This is a genomic window from Leucobacter chromiireducens subsp. solipictus (assembly GCF_016758195.1).
Classification (GTDB): domain Bacteria; phylum Actinomycetota; class Actinomycetes; order Actinomycetales; family Microbacteriaceae; genus Leucobacter; species Leucobacter solipictus.
This window is the reverse complement of the sequence record NZ_QYAC01000003.1, coordinates 64,335-85,681: the sequence shown is the minus strand read 5'-3', so window position 1 is coordinate 85,681 and position 21,347 is coordinate 64,335. Positions and strand designations below refer to the sequence as shown.

General features: G+C 62.1%; 19 protein-coding genes and 1 pseudogene. 10 read left to right on the top strand and 10 right to left on the bottom strand.

All coding sequences use genetic code 11. From position 1 onward, the window contains the following. Nucleotides 1–105: 105 nt before the first annotated feature. From D3230_RS06250 to mobF, 5 genes are all read right to left on the bottom strand, one after another. Nucleotides 106–312, bottom strand: coding sequence for a hypothetical protein (locus D3230_RS06250; RefSeq protein ID WP_202344176.1), 207 nt, complete (start codon nucleotides 310–312; stop codon nucleotides 106–108). Between the two features lie 86 nt (nucleotides 313–398). Beyond that, nucleotides 399–1,574 carry a tyrosine-type recombinase/integrase gene (locus tag D3230_RS06245; protein WP_202344175.1) on the bottom strand — a complete coding sequence of 392 codons (1,176 nt, stop codon included), beginning with the start codon at nucleotides 1,572–1,574 and terminating at the stop codon, nucleotides 399–401. A 132-nt stretch (nucleotides 1,575–1,706) separates the two neighbouring features. Continuing rightward, entirely contained in the window at nucleotides 1,707–3,389 is a 1,683-nt protein-coding gene (locus D3230_RS06240) for a hypothetical protein (RefSeq protein ID WP_202344174.1), read from the bottom strand. Between the two features lie 50 nt (nucleotides 3,390–3,439). After that, nucleotides 3,440–3,784: a hypothetical protein gene (locus D3230_RS06235; RefSeq protein ID WP_202344173.1), complete on the bottom strand. Its 345-nt coding sequence runs from the start codon at nucleotides 3,782–3,784 to the stop codon at nucleotides 3,440–3,442. Nucleotides 3,785–3,937: 153 nt separating this feature from the next. After that, nucleotides 3,938–7,498, bottom strand: a complete 3,561-nt coding sequence (gene mobF, locus D3230_RS06230; protein WP_202344172.1) for a MobF family relaxase — start codon at nucleotides 7,496–7,498, stop codon at nucleotides 3,938–3,940. A 154-nt stretch (nucleotides 7,499–7,652) separates the two neighbouring features. On the opposite strand from mobF, the gene D3230_RS16345 reads away from it, so the two are divergent. After that, a complete protein-coding gene (locus tag D3230_RS16345; protein ID WP_202344171.1) occupies nucleotides 7,653–9,737 on the top strand; it encodes a CHAT domain-containing protein in 2,085 nt (694 codons plus the stop codon). Between the two features lie 180 nt (nucleotides 9,738–9,917). Here the strand turns inward: D3230_RS16345 and D3230_RS06220 are convergent, their stop codons facing one another. Next, nucleotides 9,918–10,403, bottom strand: a complete 486-nt coding sequence (locus D3230_RS06220) for a hypothetical protein (protein WP_202344170.1) — start codon at nucleotides 10,401–10,403, stop codon at nucleotides 9,918–9,920. A gap of 281 nt (nucleotides 10,404–10,684) precedes the next feature. On the opposite strand from D3230_RS06220, the pseudogene D3230_RS15920 reads away from it, so the two are divergent. Both D3230_RS15920 and D3230_RS15915 read left to right on the top strand, forming a co-directional pair. Next, nucleotides 10,685–11,065, top strand: a pseudogene (locus tag D3230_RS15920) (DNA cytosine methyltransferase); the annotation flags it as partial. A 46-nt stretch (nucleotides 11,066–11,111) separates the two neighbouring features. After that, nucleotides 11,112–11,585 carry a hypothetical protein gene (locus D3230_RS15915; protein WP_237467226.1) on the top strand — a complete coding sequence of 158 codons (474 nt, stop codon included), beginning with the start codon at nucleotides 11,112–11,114 and terminating at the stop codon, nucleotides 11,583–11,585. A 198-nt stretch (nucleotides 11,586–11,783) separates the two neighbouring features. Here the strand turns inward: D3230_RS15915 and D3230_RS06210 are convergent, their stop codons facing one another. The 3 genes from D3230_RS06210 to D3230_RS06200 all read right to left on the bottom strand — a co-directional run bounded on the left by D3230_RS06210 (nucleotide 11,784) and on the right by D3230_RS06200 (nucleotide 14,205). Then, on the bottom strand, nucleotides 11,784–12,209 hold the full coding sequence (locus tag D3230_RS06210) for a RidA family protein (RefSeq protein ID WP_202344168.1): 426 nt from the start codon (nucleotides 12,207–12,209) through the stop codon (nucleotides 11,784–11,786). An 80-nt stretch (nucleotides 12,210–12,289) separates the two neighbouring features. Continuing rightward, nucleotides 12,290–13,048, bottom strand: coding sequence for a hypothetical protein (locus D3230_RS06205; protein WP_202344167.1), 759 nt, complete (start codon nucleotides 13,046–13,048; stop codon nucleotides 12,290–12,292). A 26-nt stretch (nucleotides 13,049–13,074) separates the two neighbouring features. Further along, on the bottom strand, nucleotides 13,075–14,205 hold the full coding sequence (locus D3230_RS06200; protein ID WP_202344166.1) for an MFS transporter: 1,131 nt from the start codon (nucleotides 14,203–14,205) through the stop codon (nucleotides 13,075–13,077). Between the two features lie 162 nt (nucleotides 14,206–14,367). Here D3230_RS06200 and D3230_RS06195 point away from each other — a divergent pair, with 162 nt between their 5' ends. Beyond that, a complete protein-coding gene (locus D3230_RS06195) occupies nucleotides 14,368–14,946 on the top strand; it encodes a TetR/AcrR family transcriptional regulator (protein ID WP_202344165.1) in 579 nt (192 codons plus the stop codon). A gap of 14 nt (nucleotides 14,947–14,960) precedes the next feature. Here D3230_RS06195 and D3230_RS16190 read toward each other — a convergent pair whose 3' ends face one another. Beyond that, entirely contained in the window at nucleotides 14,961–15,680 is a 720-nt protein-coding gene (locus D3230_RS16190; protein WP_202344164.1) for a GntR family transcriptional regulator, read from the bottom strand. Nucleotides 15,681–15,799: 119 nt separating this feature from the next. Here D3230_RS16190 and D3230_RS06185 point away from each other — a divergent pair, with 119 nt between their 5' ends. The 6 genes from D3230_RS06185 (at nucleotide 15,800) to D3230_RS06160 (ending at nucleotide 21,138) form a co-directional block, all read left to right on the top strand. Then, nucleotides 15,800–17,146 (top strand): MFS transporter, encoded by a 1,347-nt coding sequence (locus D3230_RS06185; protein WP_202344163.1) that lies wholly within the window; start codon nucleotides 15,800–15,802, stop codon nucleotides 17,144–17,146. Next, nucleotides 17,143–17,925 carry an MBL fold metallo-hydrolase gene (locus D3230_RS06180; protein WP_202344162.1) on the top strand — a complete coding sequence of 261 codons (783 nt, stop codon included), beginning with the start codon at nucleotides 17,143–17,145 and terminating at the stop codon, nucleotides 17,923–17,925. The genes D3230_RS06185 and D3230_RS06180 overlap by 4 nt, the downstream gene beginning before the upstream one ends. 28 nt (nucleotides 17,926–17,953) lie before the next feature. Beyond that, nucleotides 17,954–18,835: an alpha/beta hydrolase gene (locus D3230_RS06175; protein ID WP_202344161.1), complete on the top strand. Its 882-nt coding sequence runs from the start codon at nucleotides 17,954–17,956 to the stop codon at nucleotides 18,833–18,835. 31 nt (nucleotides 18,836–18,866) lie between these two features. Then, complete coding sequence (locus D3230_RS06170) at nucleotides 18,867–19,253, top strand: carboxymuconolactone decarboxylase family protein (RefSeq protein ID WP_202344160.1); 387 nt, start codon at nucleotides 18,867–18,869, stop codon at nucleotides 19,251–19,253. Next, nucleotides 19,250–20,110 carry an NAD(P)-dependent oxidoreductase gene (locus D3230_RS06165; RefSeq protein WP_202344159.1) on the top strand — a complete coding sequence of 287 codons (861 nt, stop codon included), beginning with the start codon at nucleotides 19,250–19,252 and terminating at the stop codon, nucleotides 20,108–20,110. The genes D3230_RS06170 and D3230_RS06165 overlap by 4 nt, the downstream gene beginning before the upstream one ends. 149 nt (nucleotides 20,111–20,259) lie before the next feature. Then, entirely contained in the window at nucleotides 20,260–21,138 is an 879-nt protein-coding gene (locus D3230_RS06160; RefSeq protein WP_202344158.1) for a helix-turn-helix transcriptional regulator, read from the top strand. Nucleotides 21,139–21,347 lie beyond the last annotated feature (209 nt).

Here is a 21,347-nt window from a genome sequence, read left to right as displayed (position 1 = left end):
TTCGGGCTGTGGGTGGTTTGCCGCGGTGTTGGGATGTTAGATGAATGTGCTCGTATTCACATTCAGTTCTGAACAGAGGGTGGAAGCGCAGACCTACTTCCTTCTCTAGCGCCGCTTATCGGCGAACGGGTCGACAATGCTGTGCGCACCGTGCTCGGGGCAGACGAACATGATGCGGATGCCGTGCCCGTCTGCGCCGTTCGGCTCGGGAACGCAATCTCCACCGCATACCGGGCACGTGCGGTACCCGCTGTCCGGATCCCACACCCGGATCTCCAGGTCTTCCGGGATCTCGATGCCGCCGTCGCCCATGTCCCGACCTTACGTGAAGACCTGGATTCTGGGAACCGCGCCCCGACCCTCGTGATAGGGCGCGGTTCCCCGTGCGCGCTGGGCGACTATCCTCCGAATCGTTGTTCGAGCATTGATGCGGTGGCCGGATCTACAAGGTCGTTGCGGGCGATGTAGTGGTGCTGGGTGATTCTCGGGTCGGTGTGCCCGAGAAGGCCGGCCGCGAGATCGAGTCCGCCCGCGTGATAGATCGTGGTCGCTCCGGTCCTGCGGAACCGGTGCGGTGTGACTCCTTCGAGCCCGGTTTTGTCCATGATCGAGCGGAGTTGGCGGCGGACGTTGTTCGTGGTCATCGGGCCGCCGTTGCGGTTGCAGAACAGCAAGGCGTCGGGGTCGATCGAGAGCCGTTTCTTCATGCGGGCCTTGATCGCTTTCATCGCGAACGCCGGGAGCGCGATCCTCCGTACCGAGCGCGAGGTCTTCGGGTGATCCTGCCGGTGTGTCAGCTCGCCTTTCCGGCTGACGATCGTGCCGGTGATCTTCACCGTCGGGATCGGGCTGCGCAGATCGAGGTCGCACAGCCGGATCGCGAGCACCTCCCCGATCCGGGCAGAGGTGCCGAGGAGCACTTCGATGATCTGACCGAGCTGCCCATCAGGTCTCGGACCGGCAGTGATCTCCCGTTCTTCCCAGGCCTGCACCGCTTCGCGGATTAGCTCGATGTCAGAGTCCTCGAATGCGTCCGGAGTGCTGACTGGGCGGCGCAGCCGGGAGACGTGATCCATCGGGTTGCGCGGGATCACTTCGTGCCGAACGGCAAGGCCGAGCGCGAGCCTGAGGACGACGCGGGCTTGCCGGGCCCGGTTGTAGCTCTGCTTCGCGAGCTGCTTCAGGAAGTAGTCGCAGCGAGCAACCCCGATCTCGCGCAGGGTGAGCTCGGCGAAGACGGGTGCGACGAGGGTGCGCATGTTGCGTTCGTAGAGCTGCCGGGTGGTTTTCGAGAGGCGGTCTTCGATCTCCATGTCTTCGAGCCAGTAGTCGACAAGCGCGGAAAATCGGCTGTCGGAGCTGATACCGATGAAGCCGGGCTGGAAGAGAGAACGTTCGGCGAGCTTGCGCTTCAGCGCGAGTTCCGCCGCGGCACGAGTTAGGCCTCTGCATTGGACGGCGCGGAGCTTGCCGTCCCAGTCTCGGTAGCGTGCGCGAGCTTCGCATCGTCCCTTGCCTAGGCGGCGGTGACTGATCTTCCCGAAGGTGCCAATGGGTGTGCGAGGCCTAGCCATGCTGCCCTCCGATCTGATGGGCGCGAGGTGAGCAATGGAGAAGGGCTGGTCGGGGGTGCTGCTGGGGACTCTTCATCCTTCCAGCCTGGCCTCATGCGGGTGGCGAATTGAAACTGGAGATGTGCGCGGATTTCAAAGCGCGCCGAGTTCCTGAGCGACCAGGGTCAGTAGCAGATCGCCTGGACGTTCCGCTGCTGTCTCCGGGTCGTCGTTCGCATAACGCATTAACTCGATCAAGGCGACGCTCGCTGCGTCTGCGCCAATTCGAGAGATGAGCTTGTCGAAGCTCGCCCCGAATTGTCTTGCGCGATCTGGCTGACGGTCGTGGATGCATCCCGGCGTGCACGGTTCAAAGGTCCGGTTCTCGACCTCGGCGAGGGCTCGGCGGAACAGGGTTCCGTCCCAGTTGTGGGAGGTTGCGAGCAGGGCATCTCGGGCTTGTTCTCCGTCGGGGATGCTGATGCGGCAGAGCTCGCGGGCATAGGTGTCACTGGGTGCCGGAAGTGACCGCTCCAGCTCCGGCAATGTATAGGTGAGGGGATCTGCGTGAATGACTTCGTAAAACAGGACACGGGTGAGTGCCGACAGCGGGAGCCTGGTGTCGGCCCGGTACGGTTCTAGAAGTTGGTGCTCGGGAGCTAAGTAGTCGTGAAGTTTCACTTCGAGCTGACCGACGGTGTAGTCCGCGACACGCTGCTTGGGTATATAGGGCCTGGAGGCCTTGAGGTTCGTCGCGCCGCTAGTTACGGTCCAGATTGCCCGCATGAGATGCCCAAGCGAAAGCTGGTGGGCCGCGAATGTCAGGAGGTCGAGTGCGCGCGGGCGAATCTCATCGGAGATGTCCGGGAGACGATACTCGTCGTTGAGCTTGAACTTAAGGTAGCGGAGTGCCTCGTTTCCAATGAGCTCCGCCGCGAAAGTCAAAAGATCCTTTTGCTCAGCTGCGGTGAGTGCTTCGAGTTGCATGGATGCAACAAGGTTTTCGCGTGTGGCTTCCCACTTTGCCGGATCATGCTGGCCGAGCCCCAGATGTAATCGCGTCAGGAGTGGGTAATAGCCCGTCCAGCTCGGCTCTTCCCCGTCCGCCGGCGACGCCCAGGCAAACGCTCGCGTTGGGGTTGAAGGATGAGTGACCAGCAGACCTCCACTTGCTTCGTCAATGAGGTCAGCCCCCAGTTGGGGAGACGGCGCAAGCACGAGCTCTTGGTGCTCGACCGGCTCAACGAGCCCATCTCGTGCGGCGTAGTCCATCAGCGCGAGGGTTGTCAGTCGAGCTCGGAGACCGATGGATCGCGGATCTGGGAGATCCTGGCGATACTGCAATGGAAACTGTGCAGCAATCGCGCGACGCCGCTCGGTTTCGAGTGCGTCCAGTTGTCTTTGCTGCTCAGCTTTCAATTCTGCTTCTGCCTGCACCGCAGCCAGTCGCCTGGTCGCGTGCTGCTGCTGACGCAGACGCAGATCTTCAAGGTCGGAGCCGCCGACGCGAAGCACACTGTCCGCATATGTTGAGGTACAGTCACAGCAAACTGTATTCCGCCCGTTCCGTCCAGACTCGAACGCGGTACGAGAGGTGAGCGTCAGAGGATCTCCGCACTCGGCACAAGCCGCTCCGGGGAGCGCTGCGATTGCGCCAGCACCGGCCACATGGTGAACTGCGCCCCGCCATGCGGTGACCGAGATCGATTTCGTGGGCCTTGCCCAGACAACCTTGCCGTAGGCATCGACACCCGAGTGTTCCCAATATAGGCGGGCAATCTGCCACAGTTCTTCCGGCGCTCCATCGCGTCGGGTCAGTTCAAGTTCTGGCTCCACGCCCCCATTCTCCTACGCAGGAGGGTGCCGCCGCGTCTCCCGGCTGGCTCTCAAGCGTTCATCCTGCTGTGCGCTCGTCTACGTTGAGTCATCACCTCACGAGCGCGGGCGGCAAATAGCAAGACCAAGCTGATGGGGCCGAGCGCGAGGAACACGATCCCCATGACGAGGCACCACAGGAGCGGCAAGCTGAACAAGGCGTGCCCTCCATCCTCGAGAATGACTTTGAAGACGTTCGCGAGCAGGAAATAGGGCACCGCGAGGAGCATCGCGGGAACACCCCACTTGTGGCTGTCGCGACGGTGGACGACTCGCTGAATGAGCCGGAGGCTGGGAAGGTGACGGTTCAGCGTGGCGACCACGTTCGCGAATCCCGAGACGATGAAGTTCAACATGATGATTCCTCTCATTAGCGCATTGCGGTTAGCAGCGGCGCTAATGGAAGTGACCCGAAGGCCCGGCCCGGAGGCGAAATGTGTCATGCAGGTTTCTGCCGCTGTGCTTCCAATGTACGTCGGGCAGTCGAGAAGCGGAACCCTTCGCAAGTATCAGAGCGACCGTGCGCCCCGTCTGGTGAGCGCGTTCGCCGCGGCCTTCGGGCGCTCCCGCTGAATGGTGAGAGCTCGTGCGCGCTGGATCGCTTGTGCGGCGCGGGCCTGGTCGATCGTCTGCGCGATCCCGTCCGGGGCCGGGCCGAGGGCATCATCACTCGTGACGCCGTAGCGGTCACGGTATGCCGCGACCGTGCGCACATACCGCGCCCAGGCCTCCTGCTTGCGCGGATCGTCCGGTCGCGCCCCGAGTGCCTGCACCCATGGTGCACCATCGGCCGTGGCCCGCTCTGCGAGGGCGGCGGCGCGTTGCTCGATGAGCTGGTGCCGTTCCGCGAGCGCCTGCCGCATGTCCGGTTCGGTGATGCCGTCGGCGACGGTGATCAGGCCCGCGATCAACCTCGGTGCCTGTGCCGCGCGCCCATTTGTGGCAGGGTGCTGGGTGACGGTGGCGAGGCGCCAGCGCAGGACGGAGGCGATGTCGTCGGCGTCATCGAAGCCTCGCGCTTTCGCGAGCCGCGGGAAGAGCCGGTCAACGTCGTGATGGTTCGCTTCGGCCCGGCGCAGCTCGGCGGCGAGGGCGGCGAATGCTTCCGATGAGAGTGCTGCTTCTGTCTGCGTGTCGGTGAGGCCGGAGGTGCGGATGAGGGTGGCCCAGCGGTCGTGCTGGGCTTCGGTGGCGATCGTCTCATATTCGGCAGCGAGTTGCAGGATCGATCCCCACCTTTCCTGCTCGGCCTGGATCGTCTCGTGCACGGAGAGTTCAGCCCCGGAATGATGCAGTACCCCGTAGAGCACCCGACGGGCTGCTTCTTCTATGTCTTCGACCTCATGCGGGTGCGCGTGCGCGTCGTCCGGAGTGTCGGTGGAGACGTAGGCAAGGTTCGCTTCCTTGCCGCGGGTAAAGGCAACGTACAGGTTCTCCCGCGTCATCGTTGGATCGGCCAGCACATGCGAGGTATCGACGGTGACGCTTTGGGCACGGTATGCGGTGACGGCGTAGCCGAGGTCGAGGTGCTGGGCGACGTAGTCGGCGGGGAGCACGATCGACTCGCCGCGGTCTGGGCCGACTGGACGCACGGTCACTGATCCGTCGCGGCGCACTTTCGTGATCGTCCACCTGTTCCCGTTCTGTACCCATGAGAACCGGGTGCGCAGCTTCCTCTCGTTCTTCCGCGTGATCACCGTGTCGCCGACAGAGGCCTGGACCCCGCCGCTCAGCGTTACCTCGCCCCTGAGCGGGTGCACGACATCGGCGAGGATGAGCTCGGTACGGGCGCGCAGATTCAGCGCCGCCACCGCTTCGCCGGAGTCGGAGACGAGGATCGACGCGATCCCGGCTTCTCGGTCTGCCCGCCACGCCTCGTAGGCTCTTGCGGTCATGTCGTCGGTGGTGCCGCCGATGATCCGGTCGGCGTCCTGGTAGACATCAATCACGTCGGGTTCTCCGAGGCGGAGCCGCAGCGATGCTCGCTTTTCCCATTCGTGCGTGAAGCGGTGGATTGTGGAGAGCTCCGGGGTGTCGTGACGGTCGCCGGCGAGGAGCCCGAACGCACCGGCCGCTGCCGGGGATTGGAGCTGCCCGTAGTCGCCGACGAGGAGAATCTTCGCGCAGGCTTTCGCGGCGGCCCCGGTGATGCGGTCGAGGGCGAGGGTGCCGGCGAGGCTCGCCTCGTCCACGATCACGAGCTGACCCGCCTGGAAGGTTCGGCCGGTCATGATGTGCAGCGTCCACCACCTGGCGGTGTTCTCGGTTTTGATCCCGAGATCCCCGGCGAGCACTTCCGCCGCGACCGCCGACGGGGCCAGCCCGACCACGGACCCGGCACCGTGCTGCTGTTCCCATGCGGTGCGGAGCGCGAGCATCGCGGTCGTCTTCCCCGTGCCCGCCGGGCCGACGAGGAGATCAAGCTGACGGCCCGAGACCGCTATGCGGGTGAGTGCGTCTGCCTGGTCGGGGCCGAGCATCCGCCCCTCCCGATCCGGTCGCCTCGTGACCTTCTCGATGAGGGCGAGCGGGAGCTTTGTGCCGGTCAGGATGCGGGAGCGTTCGAGGAGCCGCTTCTCCGCATCGAGCAGCGCCTCGGAGGAATACAAGGTGCCGTGGCGGGGGCGGAACGCGCTCGACCCATCCGGCCGCTGGAACCGCACCGGCGTCGAGGCGAGCTCCGGCGGCGTGAGGCGCAGCGAGGCGCGCTCGGCAGCATCGACGACCATGCCGGTGACGGCCTCCCGATCCCGTACGGTCGCGAATCGGTACTCCATCGTCTGCCGTGCGGCCTCGGCCGTCAGGTTCCAGCGATGCCAGGTCGACCGCTTCTCACCCACGGCCTCCATCACGGCACGGCCGATCTTCTCGATCTCATCCAAAGGAAGGTCATCGGCACGCAGCACTCGTACGGGTGCTGCCGGGATCGCCTCACGCGCCCATTCCGATGCCTCCCGCCCCAGCCGCGTCGTGGCGCGCTTGCGCCATTCGGTCGTGAGGTCGGCGAGGGAGCGCACCTGCTTCTCGGGCCGGGTGGAGAGGGTGGCTTGGGCGCGGAGCTTGATGATCGTTGCCGCCGAGGGTTGCCGGCCGTGCTTCTGAACGTACTCGGCGATGAGGCGGTCTTTCTCGGCGTCGATCTGGCGGGCGCGGGTCGAGAACTCGAGCATGGGCTCTTCCGGCACCGTTCTGATCGCCCAGGCGGGGTTGCGGTCGCGGCCACGATCCCGCGCCTCCCACTCCACGCCGAGCAGCCGGGTGAGGTGGTCGGCGATGATCGCCTCGTGCAGTTCGGAGAGCGCGACGGTCGCGGCGTGCATCGGCCGCCCGTCCAGCGACCGCCACCGCCCGTCCAGCACGGTCTTCACCTTGTTCGACACGACGACATGCGTGTGAAGGTGAGGATCATTGCTGCGGGAGTCGTAGTGGTCGTAGGCGGTCGCGACGAGCCCGAAGGTATCGACTTGGGCGACTGCGCCGCCGTCGGCGCCGGTCATGCCGACGCGGGTGGCGGCGACTTCTCGTTCCATGAAGTCGATCACCTCGGCGATCGCTGCGTGGTGCGCTTCGGCGATGAGTGCTTGGGTGCCGGCGTCTGAGACCGCCCACAGCACCGACGCCGACTTCGGGAGCGAGAAGGTGTAGTCGTACCCGGCGACGGCCTTCCGGGCACCGCGCCCGTGTTCTTCGGCTTCGATCTCGGCGACCGCTTCCGCGCGCGAGGCCGGGCCAAGGTCCGGGTCGAGGGCTTCAACTCGGTCGGCGATGCGCTCGGCGGGGGTCTTGTAGACCGGGTAGGCACGGCCGAGCGGGTCACCTGTCACCGGGTCGCAGCCCATCCCGATGAGGAGCTGGAGCTGCTGCTCCGATACTTCCTCGCCAGGAGTGATACGGCCTTCGCCAAGTTGGGTGAGGCCAGAGCCGAGCCACCGGCCGGGAGGGCTCCCGGCCTCGGCATAGTAGCGAGTCAGCGGCGTCGCAAGGCTCCGGTCACCGTCACCCGCGACGACCGAGCGCAGGAGATACTTGTAGCCGTCCCCGGCGCTCATGATCCGCATCGAAACCGTCATGATGTATAGGTGGGCGAACGCCGCGCGGTTCTTGAAATCCAGACCGCCCTGGTGTAGCAAGATTAGGTTTGCAAAGGTACCTAGTTATTGCGTCTATATCATTAACGCGATTCTGGGTTCCCCATCTATCTACAATCCAGTACCGAGGTTCAGCGTGACGAACAAAGACGACAAGGTGGGCTTCCCAACACCCCTATACATTGTTGCGGCACCGCTTGGACCTGATGGAGCGGACTTCCAACCAGCGTTCATTCCTGATGAGCCGCAGCCCGGAACCTTTGACGAAGCCCTCCTGCCAGCCCTCATTGGAATCCACTATGCGATGCACCTTCCAAAGAACCGGTTCGAAACGCTCGACCTGCAAATACCGGCCGTCAAAGATCAGGTAGACGGCTTTCCTCGAGGTCACTCGATCGCCCTCATCCCAGATGTGCTGCTAGATGAGGCCGAACTCATGGCAGTATTGGCTGCTCCGCATGAACCGGCGCTCATCCTTGCATCCACTGACCGAATTGAGGCAGCACAGACAGCTTCGAGACAGATCGGCTCGCTGCTCCCGCCGGCCGCCTTCGATGCGCTAGATCAATCCTCTCTAGACGAACACTGGCGGCTTCTGGCTTCACGATGGCTCGATGACTGGCCGCAAGTCGTTGTCCTCGAACCTGCTACTCCGAGGTGGTCGTGGCCGATACGACAGGACGGCTCGCTTCTTTCGCTACAAAGACTGGCACGAATGATGGCAGTTCCGCTCGAACTCCCCGAAGAGCAGGTATCTCCTTTTCGTTCGGCGGCGAACGTCCGAAGGCTTCGAATACATCTTGAAGCCCTAGCAGAGCTTGAGCAGGAGGGAGTCGACATCGATTCGGCCGAAGCGCATTATCCCGCAGCTTTGGAGAAGAAATCAAACACCCGAATACGGTTAACGATGAGCCTATCCGGCACAGCACCTCGCTACGTCAGGTTCTCTTCTGGGCCAGATGGAATCATCGACGGCACCTTCAGGGATGACTACCCAGAAGTTAGAGCCCTGATGGTTAGCCATGTCGCATCGGCGGACAACTCGATGGGCATCGTCCTTGAAGATGTACTGACGCCAGAAGCGTTTCATGCAGTCGCCTCGCTAGAGCGCCATTGGTCTGAAGGGCCGCGTCCAGTGGCAGTTAAACGGCTTCTTCAACGCCTCAACGACGTCACTGAGTCCTTTTGGACCGACGAACTGGTCGCAGCTATACGCTGCGCATCATCCATTGAGGCTTTCACCAACTTCCCATTTGGGCTACTGACGATTCCCGGCGATTCCTCACCTATCTGCAATCGTCTCCCGATCAACTACCGTCCCATCAACCCTCTCACCCGTGCATTGCAGTTTGAACTCAGTCCACAGGTACCGCGCCTGTTGAGGGCGGGCTTCAAAGTTCTCGTGGCGGAGTGCATCCCGACCTCGGACCCCGTTGGTGCAGCATCTCGGACAGGATGGGCAAGTATCGCCGACGAGATGGAGGCCGCAGGCATTGGCTTCACAATCAGGGAAACGCTTACAAAGGATTCACTCCGTGAAGCGATCACCGCCTCAGCGCCGGACGTACTGATCCTCAGCGCACATGGTTTTCACGCGCCTGAACAAAACGTTGCCGGCATCGTTATCGGGGAGAATGAACGTAGCCTTGGCGATGACTTCGGTGCAGTCCCACCACTAGTGATTCTCAGCGCGTGCCATACCTCGCCGCGAGGCGGAGGAGTGGTGAACATCGGAGATCTCCTAATCAGAGAAGGCGCTATTGCGGTGCTCAGCACGCTAGTTCCAGTAGACGTGTTCCACAACGCGCAGACTGTAGCCCGGTTCCTGAGATATGTGGCTCTTGCCGTCAATGACTCCGCAACTGCCGCGAACTCTTCAGTTATGGATGTTTGGCATCAAGTTCAAGCTCTAAACGTAGTTATTGATCTTGTCCATGGGAACCGCAAGCTCATGGAATGGGCATTCACGCGAGTGGATGGCATCAGCCCGATCGAGCAGTTCATGACAGGCGACCATGGCATGAGACGCACGCACTTGTATCAGGATGCGGAAGCTCGACTTGTCAGCATCGCCGCACGAACCAACGACGAGCAACAGGTACGAGACTGGCTACGCTCACCAGGATATGTTCCCGAGAGTCTGATGTACACGATGCTGGGTAGGCCGAGCTTTCTCCTGGTCGGCTCACCCACCAATACCACGTGGTCGGCGGATCGGTAGGGCCGCCTGTCAGTTGAGCCAGGCCATCAAGACGAGGTTGCCGCATTTGATCCAGTCGACCTGACAGCGAACAAATGCTCAGACAAGTTGTCCCAGAGCAGACAAGGTGCGCATACCAGGACTGCCGAGCTGCGTGGGGTTGCATATAGCCAGAGACGCAACCCTAGAGCGCGCCGGTGACTAACTTTTTGATTGCATAGAGACCTCAACGTCGGACTCATATCGTGGTGCAGCACCACCAAGATCTGTGCGGGGCAGCAAGTGAGGCGGTGCCGGTTGTCCGATCGAGTGGATACGCCACCCGTGGAGTTCTGAACGCCATACGAAAGTAACGTAGGCGATCACGTCCTGCCTCGGCTGCTTCACTAGGTATGCGCCGTTATCGGGGACGAGCTTCACGTAGGCCACATCATTTGCTTCCTTCGGACGTAGCGCTCGCGTGGAGATGGCGATCGCTTGGTCAAAGAAGAACCGTTTGCCGTCTGTAAAGTCTCCCCAATCAGCACGAGCTTCTGGCGTCACAAACATCTCGAGGACAGACGTCAACAGGTCGTCCTGATGGAAAAGGTCGTTGAAGGCCTTCGCTACTCGCGACGGATGGTCAGCCGCCAACGTTTCAAAGGCAACCCGGGCGGAATCTTCGTCGGTCCACTGCATGTCGTTCATGCCGGAAGTATCTCCCGCACCGCTGACATTCCGCATCGCTATCTCTACGAACGAGAGACGGATAGCGGGGTGGACCTCATCTGCAAGACGCGTGAGAGCTCGGGAGCAGGGCGAGCGGCGAGGCTAGGTTGGCCGGTCTGGCTGCGCTGGCTGGGTGGGTCTCAGTGGTGCGGGATCTGCGCGAGAGGCGATGCGGTGGATGAGGGCGAGGTGCACCTGAGAGGTGACCATCCGGCGGCGATGAACGCGCGGGCCGGGATCGCCGATCACCCGGAGTTCCGATGCGAGAAGCCCAAGTTCTGCCCTCCGACCCTGCGCCACCGCGCGTCGGCTCCCTGTTCTCTGGTTACGGCGGCCTCGATCTCGCCGTGGAGCACGTCTTCCACGCGCAGACGATCTGGTTCTCGGAGATCAGCCCCGTGCAGCACGTCTTCGCTCACCACTGGCCCGATGCCCCGAACCTCGGCGACATCACTTCGGTCAACTGGGCCGGCGTCGAGCCCGTAGACATACTCTGTGGCGGGTTTCCCTGCCAGGATGTCTCCACCGTCGGGAAGATGGCGGGCCTTGCTCCCGGCACGAGATCCGGCCTCTGGTCGTACATGGCCGAAGCGATCGACCAGCTCCGCCCCGAGTTCGTTGTCATCGAGAACGTGCGCGGGCTGCTCTCTGCATCCGCGATCCGTGCAACCCCTGAAGGAGGCAATAATGCAACCCCTCACCCCGCAACCCTTCGCGACCTGGAACCCGGATACTGGGGTCTGGGAGACGACGCAACTCGACCTCTCCGGGCGGCCGGAGCCGTTCTCGGAGACCTGGCCGACATCGGGTATGACGCGCAATGGATCGGCCTACCCGCTTCCACCGTCGGTGCTCCGCACCCGAGGTTTCGCGTTTTCATCCTCGCGCACGACCCTGTTCCGCACCCCGCTCGCCTCCGACGCGGCGCGGGGCGGGGAGAACCTGGATCAGGTGAAAGCACGTCGCGGCACGATCGCGCTCTCGCATCAGATCATCGACATCGCATTGAACGGGCCGGCTGGCTCGGAGGAATGGAAGCCCGAACCCGAGACGTTGTGGTGGCTGATCGACGGCATACTCGGCGATGGGGCCGATACGCCGACGCCATCGCCAGATGGGAACACATCACCGGAAGGCAAGCCCCGGCGCCGACGATCCTGAACGATACGCCTCGCCCGAGGCCGGCCCCTGAGTTCGTCGAATGGCTCATGGGTCTCCCGTCAGGTTGGGTGACTGATCCGACGGATCTGCTCACGGCAAACCAGCAGCTCGCCGCTCTCGGTAACGGCGTACTACCGCTGCAGGCGAGGGCCGCACTTCAGCATTTGAAAGGATGAATCCCGTGACTTGCTGGGATTTTCAACCCGGAAGGCTCACGATTGCGTCGATTTCGACTTGGATCTCGGGACGGAACAGTGATGCAACGCCGAGCAGGGCGGATGCAGGTGGGTTGTCGCTGTTGCCCAAGAACTGGTCCCTGGCTGCTCTGATGAGCGGAAGCCGGTCTTCGCTGAGGCCGACGACGTAGATGGTGATGCGTATGAGATCAGCGGAGGTGGCGTGGAGATCCTCCAAAGTGGAGCGGAGGCTGGCGAATACCCGAGCGAGTTGTTCTTCGAATCGATCTGGCGCTTCGCCGTCTGCGGATATCGGAAGATGACCGGAGAGATATGCGATTCTGCCGTGTTCGACGATCACTGCCTGGGATATTCCGGGGATAGCGTCGTCTCCTCGAATATGAGCGAGTCGTGCGGTAGGAGAATTGGCTATCGTTGCATGGGTCATTTGAGTTCCTGACGTAGTGCGGCGAAATAGGGATTGAGGTGTGGGGCCTCGCCTATGGGGTGGCCCCACACTGCTCGGTCTTAGCTGTTCAGGGGTGCGTTCAAGCCGCCAAGTTCGGCACCGCCGTTGTCGCGTGCCGTGATCCAGGCGTCGTGAAGCCACATGGCGGTTTGCCTGTGTGAGTGGTCGCTGTTCCATGTGATGTCTCGCTCGTAGGTGACGATCTCGTTGTTTGCGCCGACGATCACCCAGGTGTAAAGACCCGAGGCGTGGCGGGTCTTCACCTTCATGCCGGTCACGGTGACGGGTGTGCCATCTGCGCCGGTGATGGTCTCGTCGTGCTGGTCGATCCATTGCACGGTGAGCCCGCTCGCGAAGCCTGGGTCGATGCTGTTCAGAAACTCGAGGGCGACTCGTTCGGCTTCTTCGCTGCTCGGCATTGCGTCGGCAGTGAAGGCTGCCGCCTGGCGGGTGTACCCGTAGATGGTTCCGTCTTCGCCGACGACGGTGGTGACGTGTTCGCCTCCGTAGTTCAGCTCGCCGTTGGCCTGGGCGCGGGTGACGGTCACGGGGTGGCCGTCGTGATGCTCGTCTCGGGTGGTGACTTGCTCGTAGGTGTCAGGGATGGTCAGGGAGGGGTGGATCGGCTGCAACATGGGCGTGCTTTCGGGTTCGGGGGCGGGCTTCGGCTGAGGGGTGGTTTCGGCTGCCGGGGCGGGGGTGTCGGCGTTGGCGTCGGGCGCCGCGCAGCCGGCGAGCGCCGTCACTGCGAGTGCGGCTGTTGCCAGGGCGGCTGCCGTTGCGATCGTGCTGCGGTGACGGAGAGTGGAGAATTTCATGGGGTTCCTTTCGGTGGGGTGCGGGGTCAGGCGGGGCGTGCACGACTTGCGGCCGCAGTGAGGGCTGCGGAGGCGAGAAGCGTTGCGGCAGAGATAAGAGCTGTTGTGGCGACCGGGTCGAGGTGCGTTGGGGCAGCAGCGCCGGTGGCGACTGGCAAGGGCGCGAGACTCGCGCCGAGGAACAGGGCGAAGGTGTAAAGCGCGGTGATGCTGCCGCGCTGTTCGGGTGCGAGGCCCGTGAGTGCCTGGATCATGGCTGGGGCGAGGATCGATACGCATGCGGCGAACACGAACAGGCAGATAGCTGCGCCGACGGGGTTGCCGCCGACGAGCGCGAGCGCGGCTGCGGCAACTGCCGCACCGGTGAAGCCGACGATCAGTCGCGATGACGCTGAGAACCGGGCAAGCCATCCCGAGGCGAAGCCGGCCCAGACGAGGGCGGGCAAAGCACTGAGGCGAAGCGTGAGCATCGCGTTCCCCGAAAATTGCGCAGTGTGCCCGAGGGCCGCGTACAGGGCGATGAAGGGGCCGAGAATAGCGAGCGTCGCGATGAGCAGCACGAGGATTCTGCCGTTGCCGAGCAGCGTCGCGAGTGCGGCGAATGGCCGCGACTGAGGCTGATCGGTTGCCTGATCGGCGTGCAGCACCCGGGCTGCCGCCCCGACTGCGATGGCGAGCAGGATCGCGCTGATGCCGAAGAACCAGCGCCACGACAGCGTGTCGGTGATCGCCTGTGCGGCGACCTGCCCCAGCACTGCAGCGGCGAGAAACGAGCTCGTCAGCACGGTGATCGCGGTCACCCGCGACGGCATTGGAAGGTGAGACCCGAAGTACGAGAACGCGGCGGGAGCGAAACTTGCGGCGGCGAGCCCCTGCGCGATCCTGCCAAAGATCAGCCAGGCCATCGTCGGCGAGAACGCCACGAATGCGGTCGTGAGCGCCAGGCCGATGAGGCCGAGCAGCAGGATACGCCGGGCGTCGAAACGATCGACAAGCGGACCCCAGGCGATGAACCCTGCGGCATAGGCGATGCCGAACGCGGTTTGCACGAGGCCGCCGCCGCCTGTTCCGAACTCGCCTGCGGCAGTCGGTCCGAGTACGAGCGCGCCGTAGAGCTGCGAGAGCACGACCAGCGCGAGCACCGCCAGGAGGACCACGGAGGCGGTCGAATATCCAGTTGAACCTGGATGAGATGGAGAAGCGGGGGAAGCGAGATTGGGAGGAGAAGTAGTCACGACCAACAAGTTACAACCAACCAGTTGGTTTTGCAACTAACTGGTTGGTTGCGTGATTTGCGCGCGAACTCTACGATGGAGGGCATGGCAGATCCCGAGGCAACCAAGCGCACCCTTCTCGACGCTGGGCGGGCAGAGTTCGCGAGACACGGGCTCGCTGGCGCGCGCACGGATCGAATCGCGGCGACGGCTGGCGTGAACAAGCAGCGCATCTACGCGTATTTCGGAAGCAAAGAGGGCATGTTCCAGGCCGTGCTCTCGGATGCCCTGAATGCGCTGCTCGGGCTCGTGCCTTTCCCGCAGGGCGATCTCACGGCCGCTGAGTTTCTCTCGAAGTATGTTGCTGCGGTGGGCGCGTACCACCGCGACCATGCCGAGCTGCTCCGCCTCTTGCAATGGGAGGCGCTCGAACTGGGCGCAGATGGGGTCGAAGACCCCGAGCGCACTTTGTTCTACCGCGAAAAGGTCAGCGCCTTCGCAAAGGGAGTCGGTGTGCCGGAGGCTGAGGCGGCCACGCTTCTGTTCGGGGCTATCGGCTTGGCCGCATGGCCGAACATGGTTCCTCAGCTCGGAGCATTGATGCTCGGCGAAGAAGAAGCCTCCTCACGAGTTCGGACGGCTGAATGGGCAACGCTCGCCGCTGCACAGCTTGCCCCCGCCTAGGCATCGACGGCGCCTTAGCCCTCACCAATCAGCGCGCGAGCCGTGGCCTCAAAACTCGAAATGATCCGAGCATCCTGCGTGTTCAGTGCTTCAAGTCCCACGCTGCCGGCATTCAGCACGTGTCGCATGGCGGCAACACGTGCAACTTCCGCTTCTCTGCGCTGCAGGGCATCGCAGAGCTCTTCAACTTCCGCGAGAGAGAGGTCAGCGCGCCCGGGTTGAGCCAGCGAAGTCATCCTGAGCGCTGTCGTGCGCAGATACAGAGCATCCAACTGCCGTTCAAGTATGCGACTCGACGCGCCACGGGTAAGCACCGAGTAGAACTGACCAATCGAGCTGACCATGGCCGGCACATCGCCAGCTCTCACGGCTACCGCGAAGCGATCCTTCCAATCCATCAGCTCAAGCAGCTGAGCTCGGGTGCAGTTCACAACGAAGCTGGCTGCCATCAGACCTTCAAGTGCAGCACGCGCAAGATAGATTTGGGCAGCTTCATCGCCCGTGAGCTCGGATACGACCGGGCCAGCATTCGGAATCAGGGCTATCAGCCCCTCCGCCTCAAGCGCCCGCAACGCCTCCCTCACGGTCGTGCGACTCACATCGAAACGCTCGCAAAGCCCGCGCTCGGTCAAGCGAGTGCCTGGCACGAGAGCGCCGGATCTGAAATCGTCCTTAATTGCCTCGACGACCAGCTCTCGCCGGGGAAGCGCGCCCGACGTTTGACCTTGAATCATGCGCTCAGTCTAACCCCGTAGCCCACAATTTCACGGAAACGTCTACCAATGCTTGCAAATCGTATGACAATCAATGTAGATTGTCATGCGTCATCGCAAGTACCAACAAGGAGGTTGGAATGTCCCTTACCGAAGCACCACGAGTCCGCAAGAGTTCGATGGGAAAGACGGCTTTTGCAGTCGGCATCGGAAACTTCATGGAGTGGTTTGATTTCGCCGTCTACGGGTATTTCGCCGCCGTTGTCGGAGCGCTCTTCTTTGCATCGGATGACCCGATGATCGGACTCCTCAGCTCGCTCTCCGTGTTCGCTGTCGGATTCGTGATGCGCCCACTGGGCGGACTGATCTTCGGGCCGATCGGCGATCGAAAAGGCAGGAAGTTCGCGCTGGTTCTCTCCGTGCTCCTTATGGGAGTGGCAACCACGCTCATCGGTTGCCTGCCCACCTTCCACGACATCGGCGTGACCGCAACGGTACTTCTCGTTGCTTTGCGCATGGTGCAGGGACTCTCCGCAGGTGGCGAGGGGGCCAGCGCAATCACCTTCCTGGTCGAGAGCGCACCCGCAAACCGACGCGGCCTCGTGGGTAGCGTGATCCCCGCCTCAGCAGCGCTTTCATTCGTTGCGGGCAGTTTTGCGGCGCTGCTTGTCAATTCGTTCCTGGGCGAGAGTGAGATGCTTGCCTGGGGATGGCGCATTCCTTTCCTCATTGCAGCTCCTCTGTCGATCATTGGCCTCTACGTGCGGTTGCGCATTGAGGAGAGCCCTGTCTTCGAGGCGCTCGTCGAGAAAGACGAACTCGCAACTAGCCCGCTCAAACTTCCCCTCGTGAATGGATGGCGCAGCCCGTTGGTCGCCTTCGCAGTCTCTGCTGTCGGCGGAACCGGCATTTACTTCCTCGCGACCTACATGAACACTCAGCTCTCCACCGTCGCAGGGTTCCCGAAGACCACCGCCCTCACTCTCATGACCATCGCCCTGATTTCTTACATGGCGCTTTGTCCGCTTGCCGGATGGCTCGCAGACCGTTTCGGTCGCCGCCCGATCAATCTCATCGGCACCATCGGCCACCTCGTACTTACCATTCCCGTGTTCCTGCTCGTGGGTTCCGGTTCCCAAGCAGCGGCGCTGCTCGGACTCGTGCTCATGGCAATGTCGCAGTCGATGGTCGTGGTGACCAACTTCGTCATCATCGTCGAGCTGTTCCCTGCTGCCAGCCGCTCATCCTCGGTATCACTCGCATACAACCTCGCGCTCGCCTTCGTGGCCGGCCCCGGCCCGTTCGTCGCCGCATGGCTCTTCTCGACCACCGGGAACCCCGTATCACCGGCGTTCTACCTCATCGGCGTCGCCGCAGTCTGCCTGCCGATCCTGCTCGTCTGGCTTCCCGAGACGCTCGGACGCAATCTCTTCCGTTCTCACTCGATCGAAGAAACCGCAACGCTGGAAACCGTGAGCACGAAGTGAGCGACACCTACGAGGTCTTCGCCGTCAGATACGCAACGATGCAGAATCGCGTGCGAGCACAGAACCTCATGAACTGCTGCGGCGAAGAAGCGAGCCACAGGATGGCCATGGACTACTACCTCTGGCTGCTCCGCAACGGGCAGGAAACCATCGTTGTCGACACCGGGGCGAAGACCGAAACGCTCACGCGACGAGGACGAACCCCGCTGCTTGACATCGCAGCGACCTTGCTTGAGGTCGGCGTCTCGACGGGGCAAGTGGAAGACGTGATCCTCACGCATCTCCACTATGACCATGCCGGCGGCATCGATCTCTTCCCTGCGGCGCAATTCCACCTGCAATCGAGCGAATGGGCATTCGTCAACGGCGGAGCGATGCAGCACAGCCTCATCTCCGGCCCCTATGAGTCAGCCGATATTGAGATAGTCCGGGCGCTCATTGGTACTGAGCGAATCCGGCTATACCAGGGCGACCACCAGCTCAGGCCGGGAATCGAACTGAGGCACGTCGGCGGGCATACCGAAGGCACCCAGATCGTTCGAGTCCGCACCGCGCGGGGATGGCTGGTGCTCGCCTCAGACGCCATGCATTTCCGAGCCAACGCGGATCAGCGCAGTCCGTTCCCCGTCGTCGCCGATGTCATCGCGAACCTCGACAGCCATCAGCTCTGCATTGCACTTGCCGACGCCGACGAACTCGTCATTCCCGGCCACGACCCAGAGACCGTTCGCAAGATCGAACCCGACCCCGCACACCCGCAAGTCTTCCAGCTTGCATAGGCCAGCCCTTCACTAAGGAGGACCATTCATGAACACCACCTCTCTCGCTCCGCAACCCATCGACTACTACTCGTCTGGAGTCAGATGCTCTGCGCTCCTCTGGCGGCCGGAGACGACCAACCCGGTGCCTGCGGTTGTGCTGTGCCACGGGTTCCGGGGCATCAAGGAGTGGGCGCTGCCCGACTTCGCCGAACTCTTCGTCAAAGCGGGGTTCGTGGCTATGGCCATCGACTACCGAGGGTTCGGCGAATCTGATGGAGAGCGCGGCCGGTTGGTTCCCAAAGAACAGGTCGCCGACATTCGATCGGCACTCTCCTGGCTGGAAGGCCAGACTTTCATCGATGCGGAACAACTCATGCTCTATGGCACCAGCTTCGGAGGTGCGAACGTCATCCAGGCAGCCGCTGACGATTCAAGGGTTCGGGCGGTGGTATGCCAGGTCGGGATCGGTGACGTTCGACGATGCTGGCCTGCTGCCTGGGAACGTATGGAGCCTCTGGTTGTGGATGACCGGCATCGTCGAGCCACAACCGGCGTTTCGGAACGAATCGACCCCGGAATGATCCTCGATAACAGCCAATCCAATGCTGCCTTCATCGAAGCAGAAGAACGCTGGCCGCAGATCCGCCAGACCTTCCCGATGGAAGCGGTCGAGAGCATCTTCGAGTTTGCACCCGAGCGCGACGTAGCTCGTATCTCTCCGCGACCCGTGCTCTTCCTCGGGGCGGGAGAAGACCTGGCCGTGCCCGTGGAGGAAACGGAATCGCTCTTCCAAGCGGCCAGCGAACCGAAAAGCATGCACATCTACAACATCACTCACTACGACATCTACGAACCGCCTCACAGAGAACGCGCCGTGGCAGATTCCCTCGCCTTCTTCGCGAGGCACGGAATCGGCGTGTCTAGGTAGCACGAATCACTTTCAGGAAAGCAGGAACACGATGGATACCACTGAATCAAGAATCGAAACAGGTCGCCGGATTCGCACGGAGGTGCTCGGCGCCGAGCACGTCGCACGTTCTGTCGGAACAGCAGACGAGTTCTCCATGCCCATGCAGGAACTCGTCATGGAGTATTGCTGGGGCGAAGTCTGGGCCAGACCTGGTCTCGACCGGCGCTCACGCAGCCTGTTGAACCTCGGTATGCTCGTCGCGCTCGGAAAAACGCACGAACTCGCAGTGCATGTGCGAGGCGCGCTGAACAACGGGCTGAGTCCGGAAGAGATCCGCGAAGCGCTCATGCAGACGGCGATCTACTGCGGCGTTCCCGCAGCGCTCGAAGCATTCCGGGTCGCCAAGAGCGTGCTCGATGAACGGAAGACGCAATGAAAATCGGCTTCGTCGGCCTGGGGCTCATGGGGCGACCGATGGTAAATCGCCTCATCAGCGCCGGCCATGCGATCACCGCATACGATGTATCTCCTGCCGCCTTCGACGGCTGGACAGCTCCGCCTCGAAAGGCAACGAGTCTCCGCGAGATGAGCTCCTGCGAAATTGTCATCCTCATGCTGCCCAATGGGAGCATTGTCGACGATGTTCTCTTCTACAGCGGCAAGCTCGCGTCCGCGCTTCCCGAGGGCTCGCTCGTACTCGACATGGGATCATCAGATCCAGAAGGATCCCGAGCGCGAGCTAGTGAACTCGCTGGGTGCGGGATCAGGTTCGTTGACGCCCCTGTTTCGGGCGGCGTTAACGGGGCTACTGAGGGAACTCTGACCATCATGGTCGGCGGTTCAGATGCGCTCCACGATGGAGAGCGGGGCATCTTGGAGGTGCTCGGCAAGACTATCTTCGAAGTCGGCCCCGTCGGCTCCGGGCATGCCGTCAAAGCCCTCAACAATGCACTCTCAGCCTCGTCGCTCCTCGCTATGGCCGAAGCCACTGAATCAGCTACTCGATTCGGAATCGAACCCGCAGTGTTCGTTGACATAATCAATAAATCATCGGGCAGGAGCTTCAGCAGCGAATGGAAGTACCCCCAGTTCGTCTTGCCTGGCACCTTTAACTCCGGTTTCTCGCTCTCGCTCATGACCAAAGACGTCGCTACCGCAGTGAACCTCTGCGAGCAACTCGGGCTCCCGGCACTCGCGCTTCGTACTGCAGGAGAGGCCTGGAAGAAGGCCAGCGGATCACTGGAATCGAGCGCGGATCATACCGAAATAGTCCGCTGGGTTGCTCGCCGCTGAGGCTAGTTCCTGCCAGGGGGCTTTTCCGACTCAGCCTGGGGAAAGCCTCCTCAACGGAATCCACGCGGTAGCCGACACTGGGCGCGACGACCGATTAGGTTCACTCGAATAGTACCCACAGTCCCTCCACGATCCAGGAACTCGACTGATTGTCCTATCCCATCTATGCGCATACCCGAGAAATGCGCCGACCAATTCGTCCGGGATTTTACAGTCGAGCCAAATTCATACTGGTTCGCGGCGGGTCAGGTGTCTTTTGCAGCGAATTTGGCAAGAAACGGGTGGTTCGCGGCGATGCGATCTTGATGGCATCGAACACTCTCTGCGGAAGCACCCCAGACGGTTCAACTACCTACACAACGGTCTATCTTGATCCCGAATACTTGATTGACCAAGTCCGCTGGCGTCATGCGCATCTATTGCACGACAAGCTTGAGGCTACCAGGCTCCTAGAAGATCTGTATCCGATCTCGACGATATTCTTCCGACTAGATCAGAATCGTGCCAAAGTCATTGCCGCATGGCTTGATGAACTCGTAGTGCTTAGCAGAGGAAGTGTGGGTCGGAACTTCCATCGCATGCAGGCGCTCTGGTCTTCCACGGCAAATCTCATATCGCCCTTTCTGCCCGACTTCCCCTCAGAGGTCGAACCCTTCGACCTCGAATCGATTTTCTCGCCAAATCGTTGGGCATTCCCGATGCGGGCCGAAGCCCGACTGGCAGCAGAGCTCCTTCGAAGCGAACCCGGAAAGTCCTGGACTCTTGCTTGTCTCTCAGCTGCTGTGCATCTGTCATCCTCGCAGCTTCGCGTCGTCTTCACAGAAGCCCATGGGAAGACTCCGGCTGCCTATCTCGCGGTGATTCGTGCGGAGCGCCTTGCAGAATTACTGCGGACTTCGGACCTCACGATTGACTCCGCGATGCTCACCGTTGGTTGGCGTAGTTCTAGCCACGGTACGGCTCTGTTCCGACGGATCGCAGGCATGACTCCTGGCGAGTACAGGCGGCGCCATCGACGACCAGGCTAGAACGCCGGTTTGTTCGATTCTCCGCCGGAAAGCACTGGATTCTTCTGAAAACACCTCTCGCCATACTGCTGTCCTGCTAGGACGGTGCCATGCCGGGTTCCTGCGTAGGGCTGAAAGCAGTGACGGTACTCCACGTCGCTGAACGCTCCAGCTATGTCTGATCGGCGCACCTTCAAGGTATGCCGCGTCTCACACATCGGGATTGCGGC

Bases quoted from the DNA above. Each gene is read 5' to 3' on its own strand.
- D3230_RS06250 (WP_202344176.1), bottom strand. From the start codon at position 312: ATGGGCGACGGCGGCATCGAGATCCCGGAAGACCTGGAGATCCGGGTG.
- D3230_RS06245 (WP_202344175.1), bottom strand. From the start codon at position 1,574: ATGGCTAGGCCTCGCACACCCATTGGCACCTTCGGGAAGATCAGTCAC.
- D3230_RS06235 (WP_202344173.1), bottom strand. From the start codon at position 3,784: ATGTTGAACTTCATCGTCTCGGGATTCGCGAACGTGGTCGCCACGCTG.
- mobF (WP_202344172.1), bottom strand. From the start codon at position 7,498: ATGACGGTTTCGATGCGGATCATGAGCGCCGGGGACGGCTACAAGTAT.
- D3230_RS06220 (WP_202344170.1), bottom strand. From the start codon at position 10,403: ATGAACGACATGCAGTGGACCGACGAAGATTCCGCCCGGGTTGCCTTT.
- D3230_RS15915 (WP_237467226.1), top strand. From the start codon at position 11,112: ATGCAACCCCTCACCCCGCAACCCTTCGCGACCTGGAACCCGGATACT.
- D3230_RS06210 (WP_202344168.1), bottom strand. From the start codon at position 12,209: ATGACCCATGCAACGATAGCCAATTCTCCTACCGCACGACTCGCTCAT.
- D3230_RS06205 (WP_202344167.1), bottom strand. From the start codon at position 13,048: ATGAAATTCTCCACTCTCCGTCACCGCAGCACGATCGCAACGGCAGCC.
- D3230_RS06195 (WP_202344165.1), top strand. From the start codon at position 14,368: ATGGCAGATCCCGAGGCAACCAAGCGCACCCTTCTCGACGCTGGGCGG.
- D3230_RS16190 (WP_202344164.1), bottom strand. From the start codon at position 15,680: ATGATTCAAGGTCAAACGTCGGGCGCGCTTCCCCGGCGAGAGCTGGTC.
- D3230_RS06185 (WP_202344163.1), top strand. From the start codon at position 15,800: ATGTCCCTTACCGAAGCACCACGAGTCCGCAAGAGTTCGATGGGAAAG.
- D3230_RS06175 (WP_202344161.1), top strand. From the start codon at position 17,954: ATGAACACCACCTCTCTCGCTCCGCAACCCATCGACTACTACTCGTCT.
- D3230_RS06170 (WP_202344160.1), top strand. From the start codon at position 18,867: ATGGATACCACTGAATCAAGAATCGAAACAGGTCGCCGGATTCGCACG.
- D3230_RS06165 (WP_202344159.1), top strand. From the start codon at position 19,250: ATGAAAATCGGCTTCGTCGGCCTGGGGCTCATGGGGCGACCGATGGTA.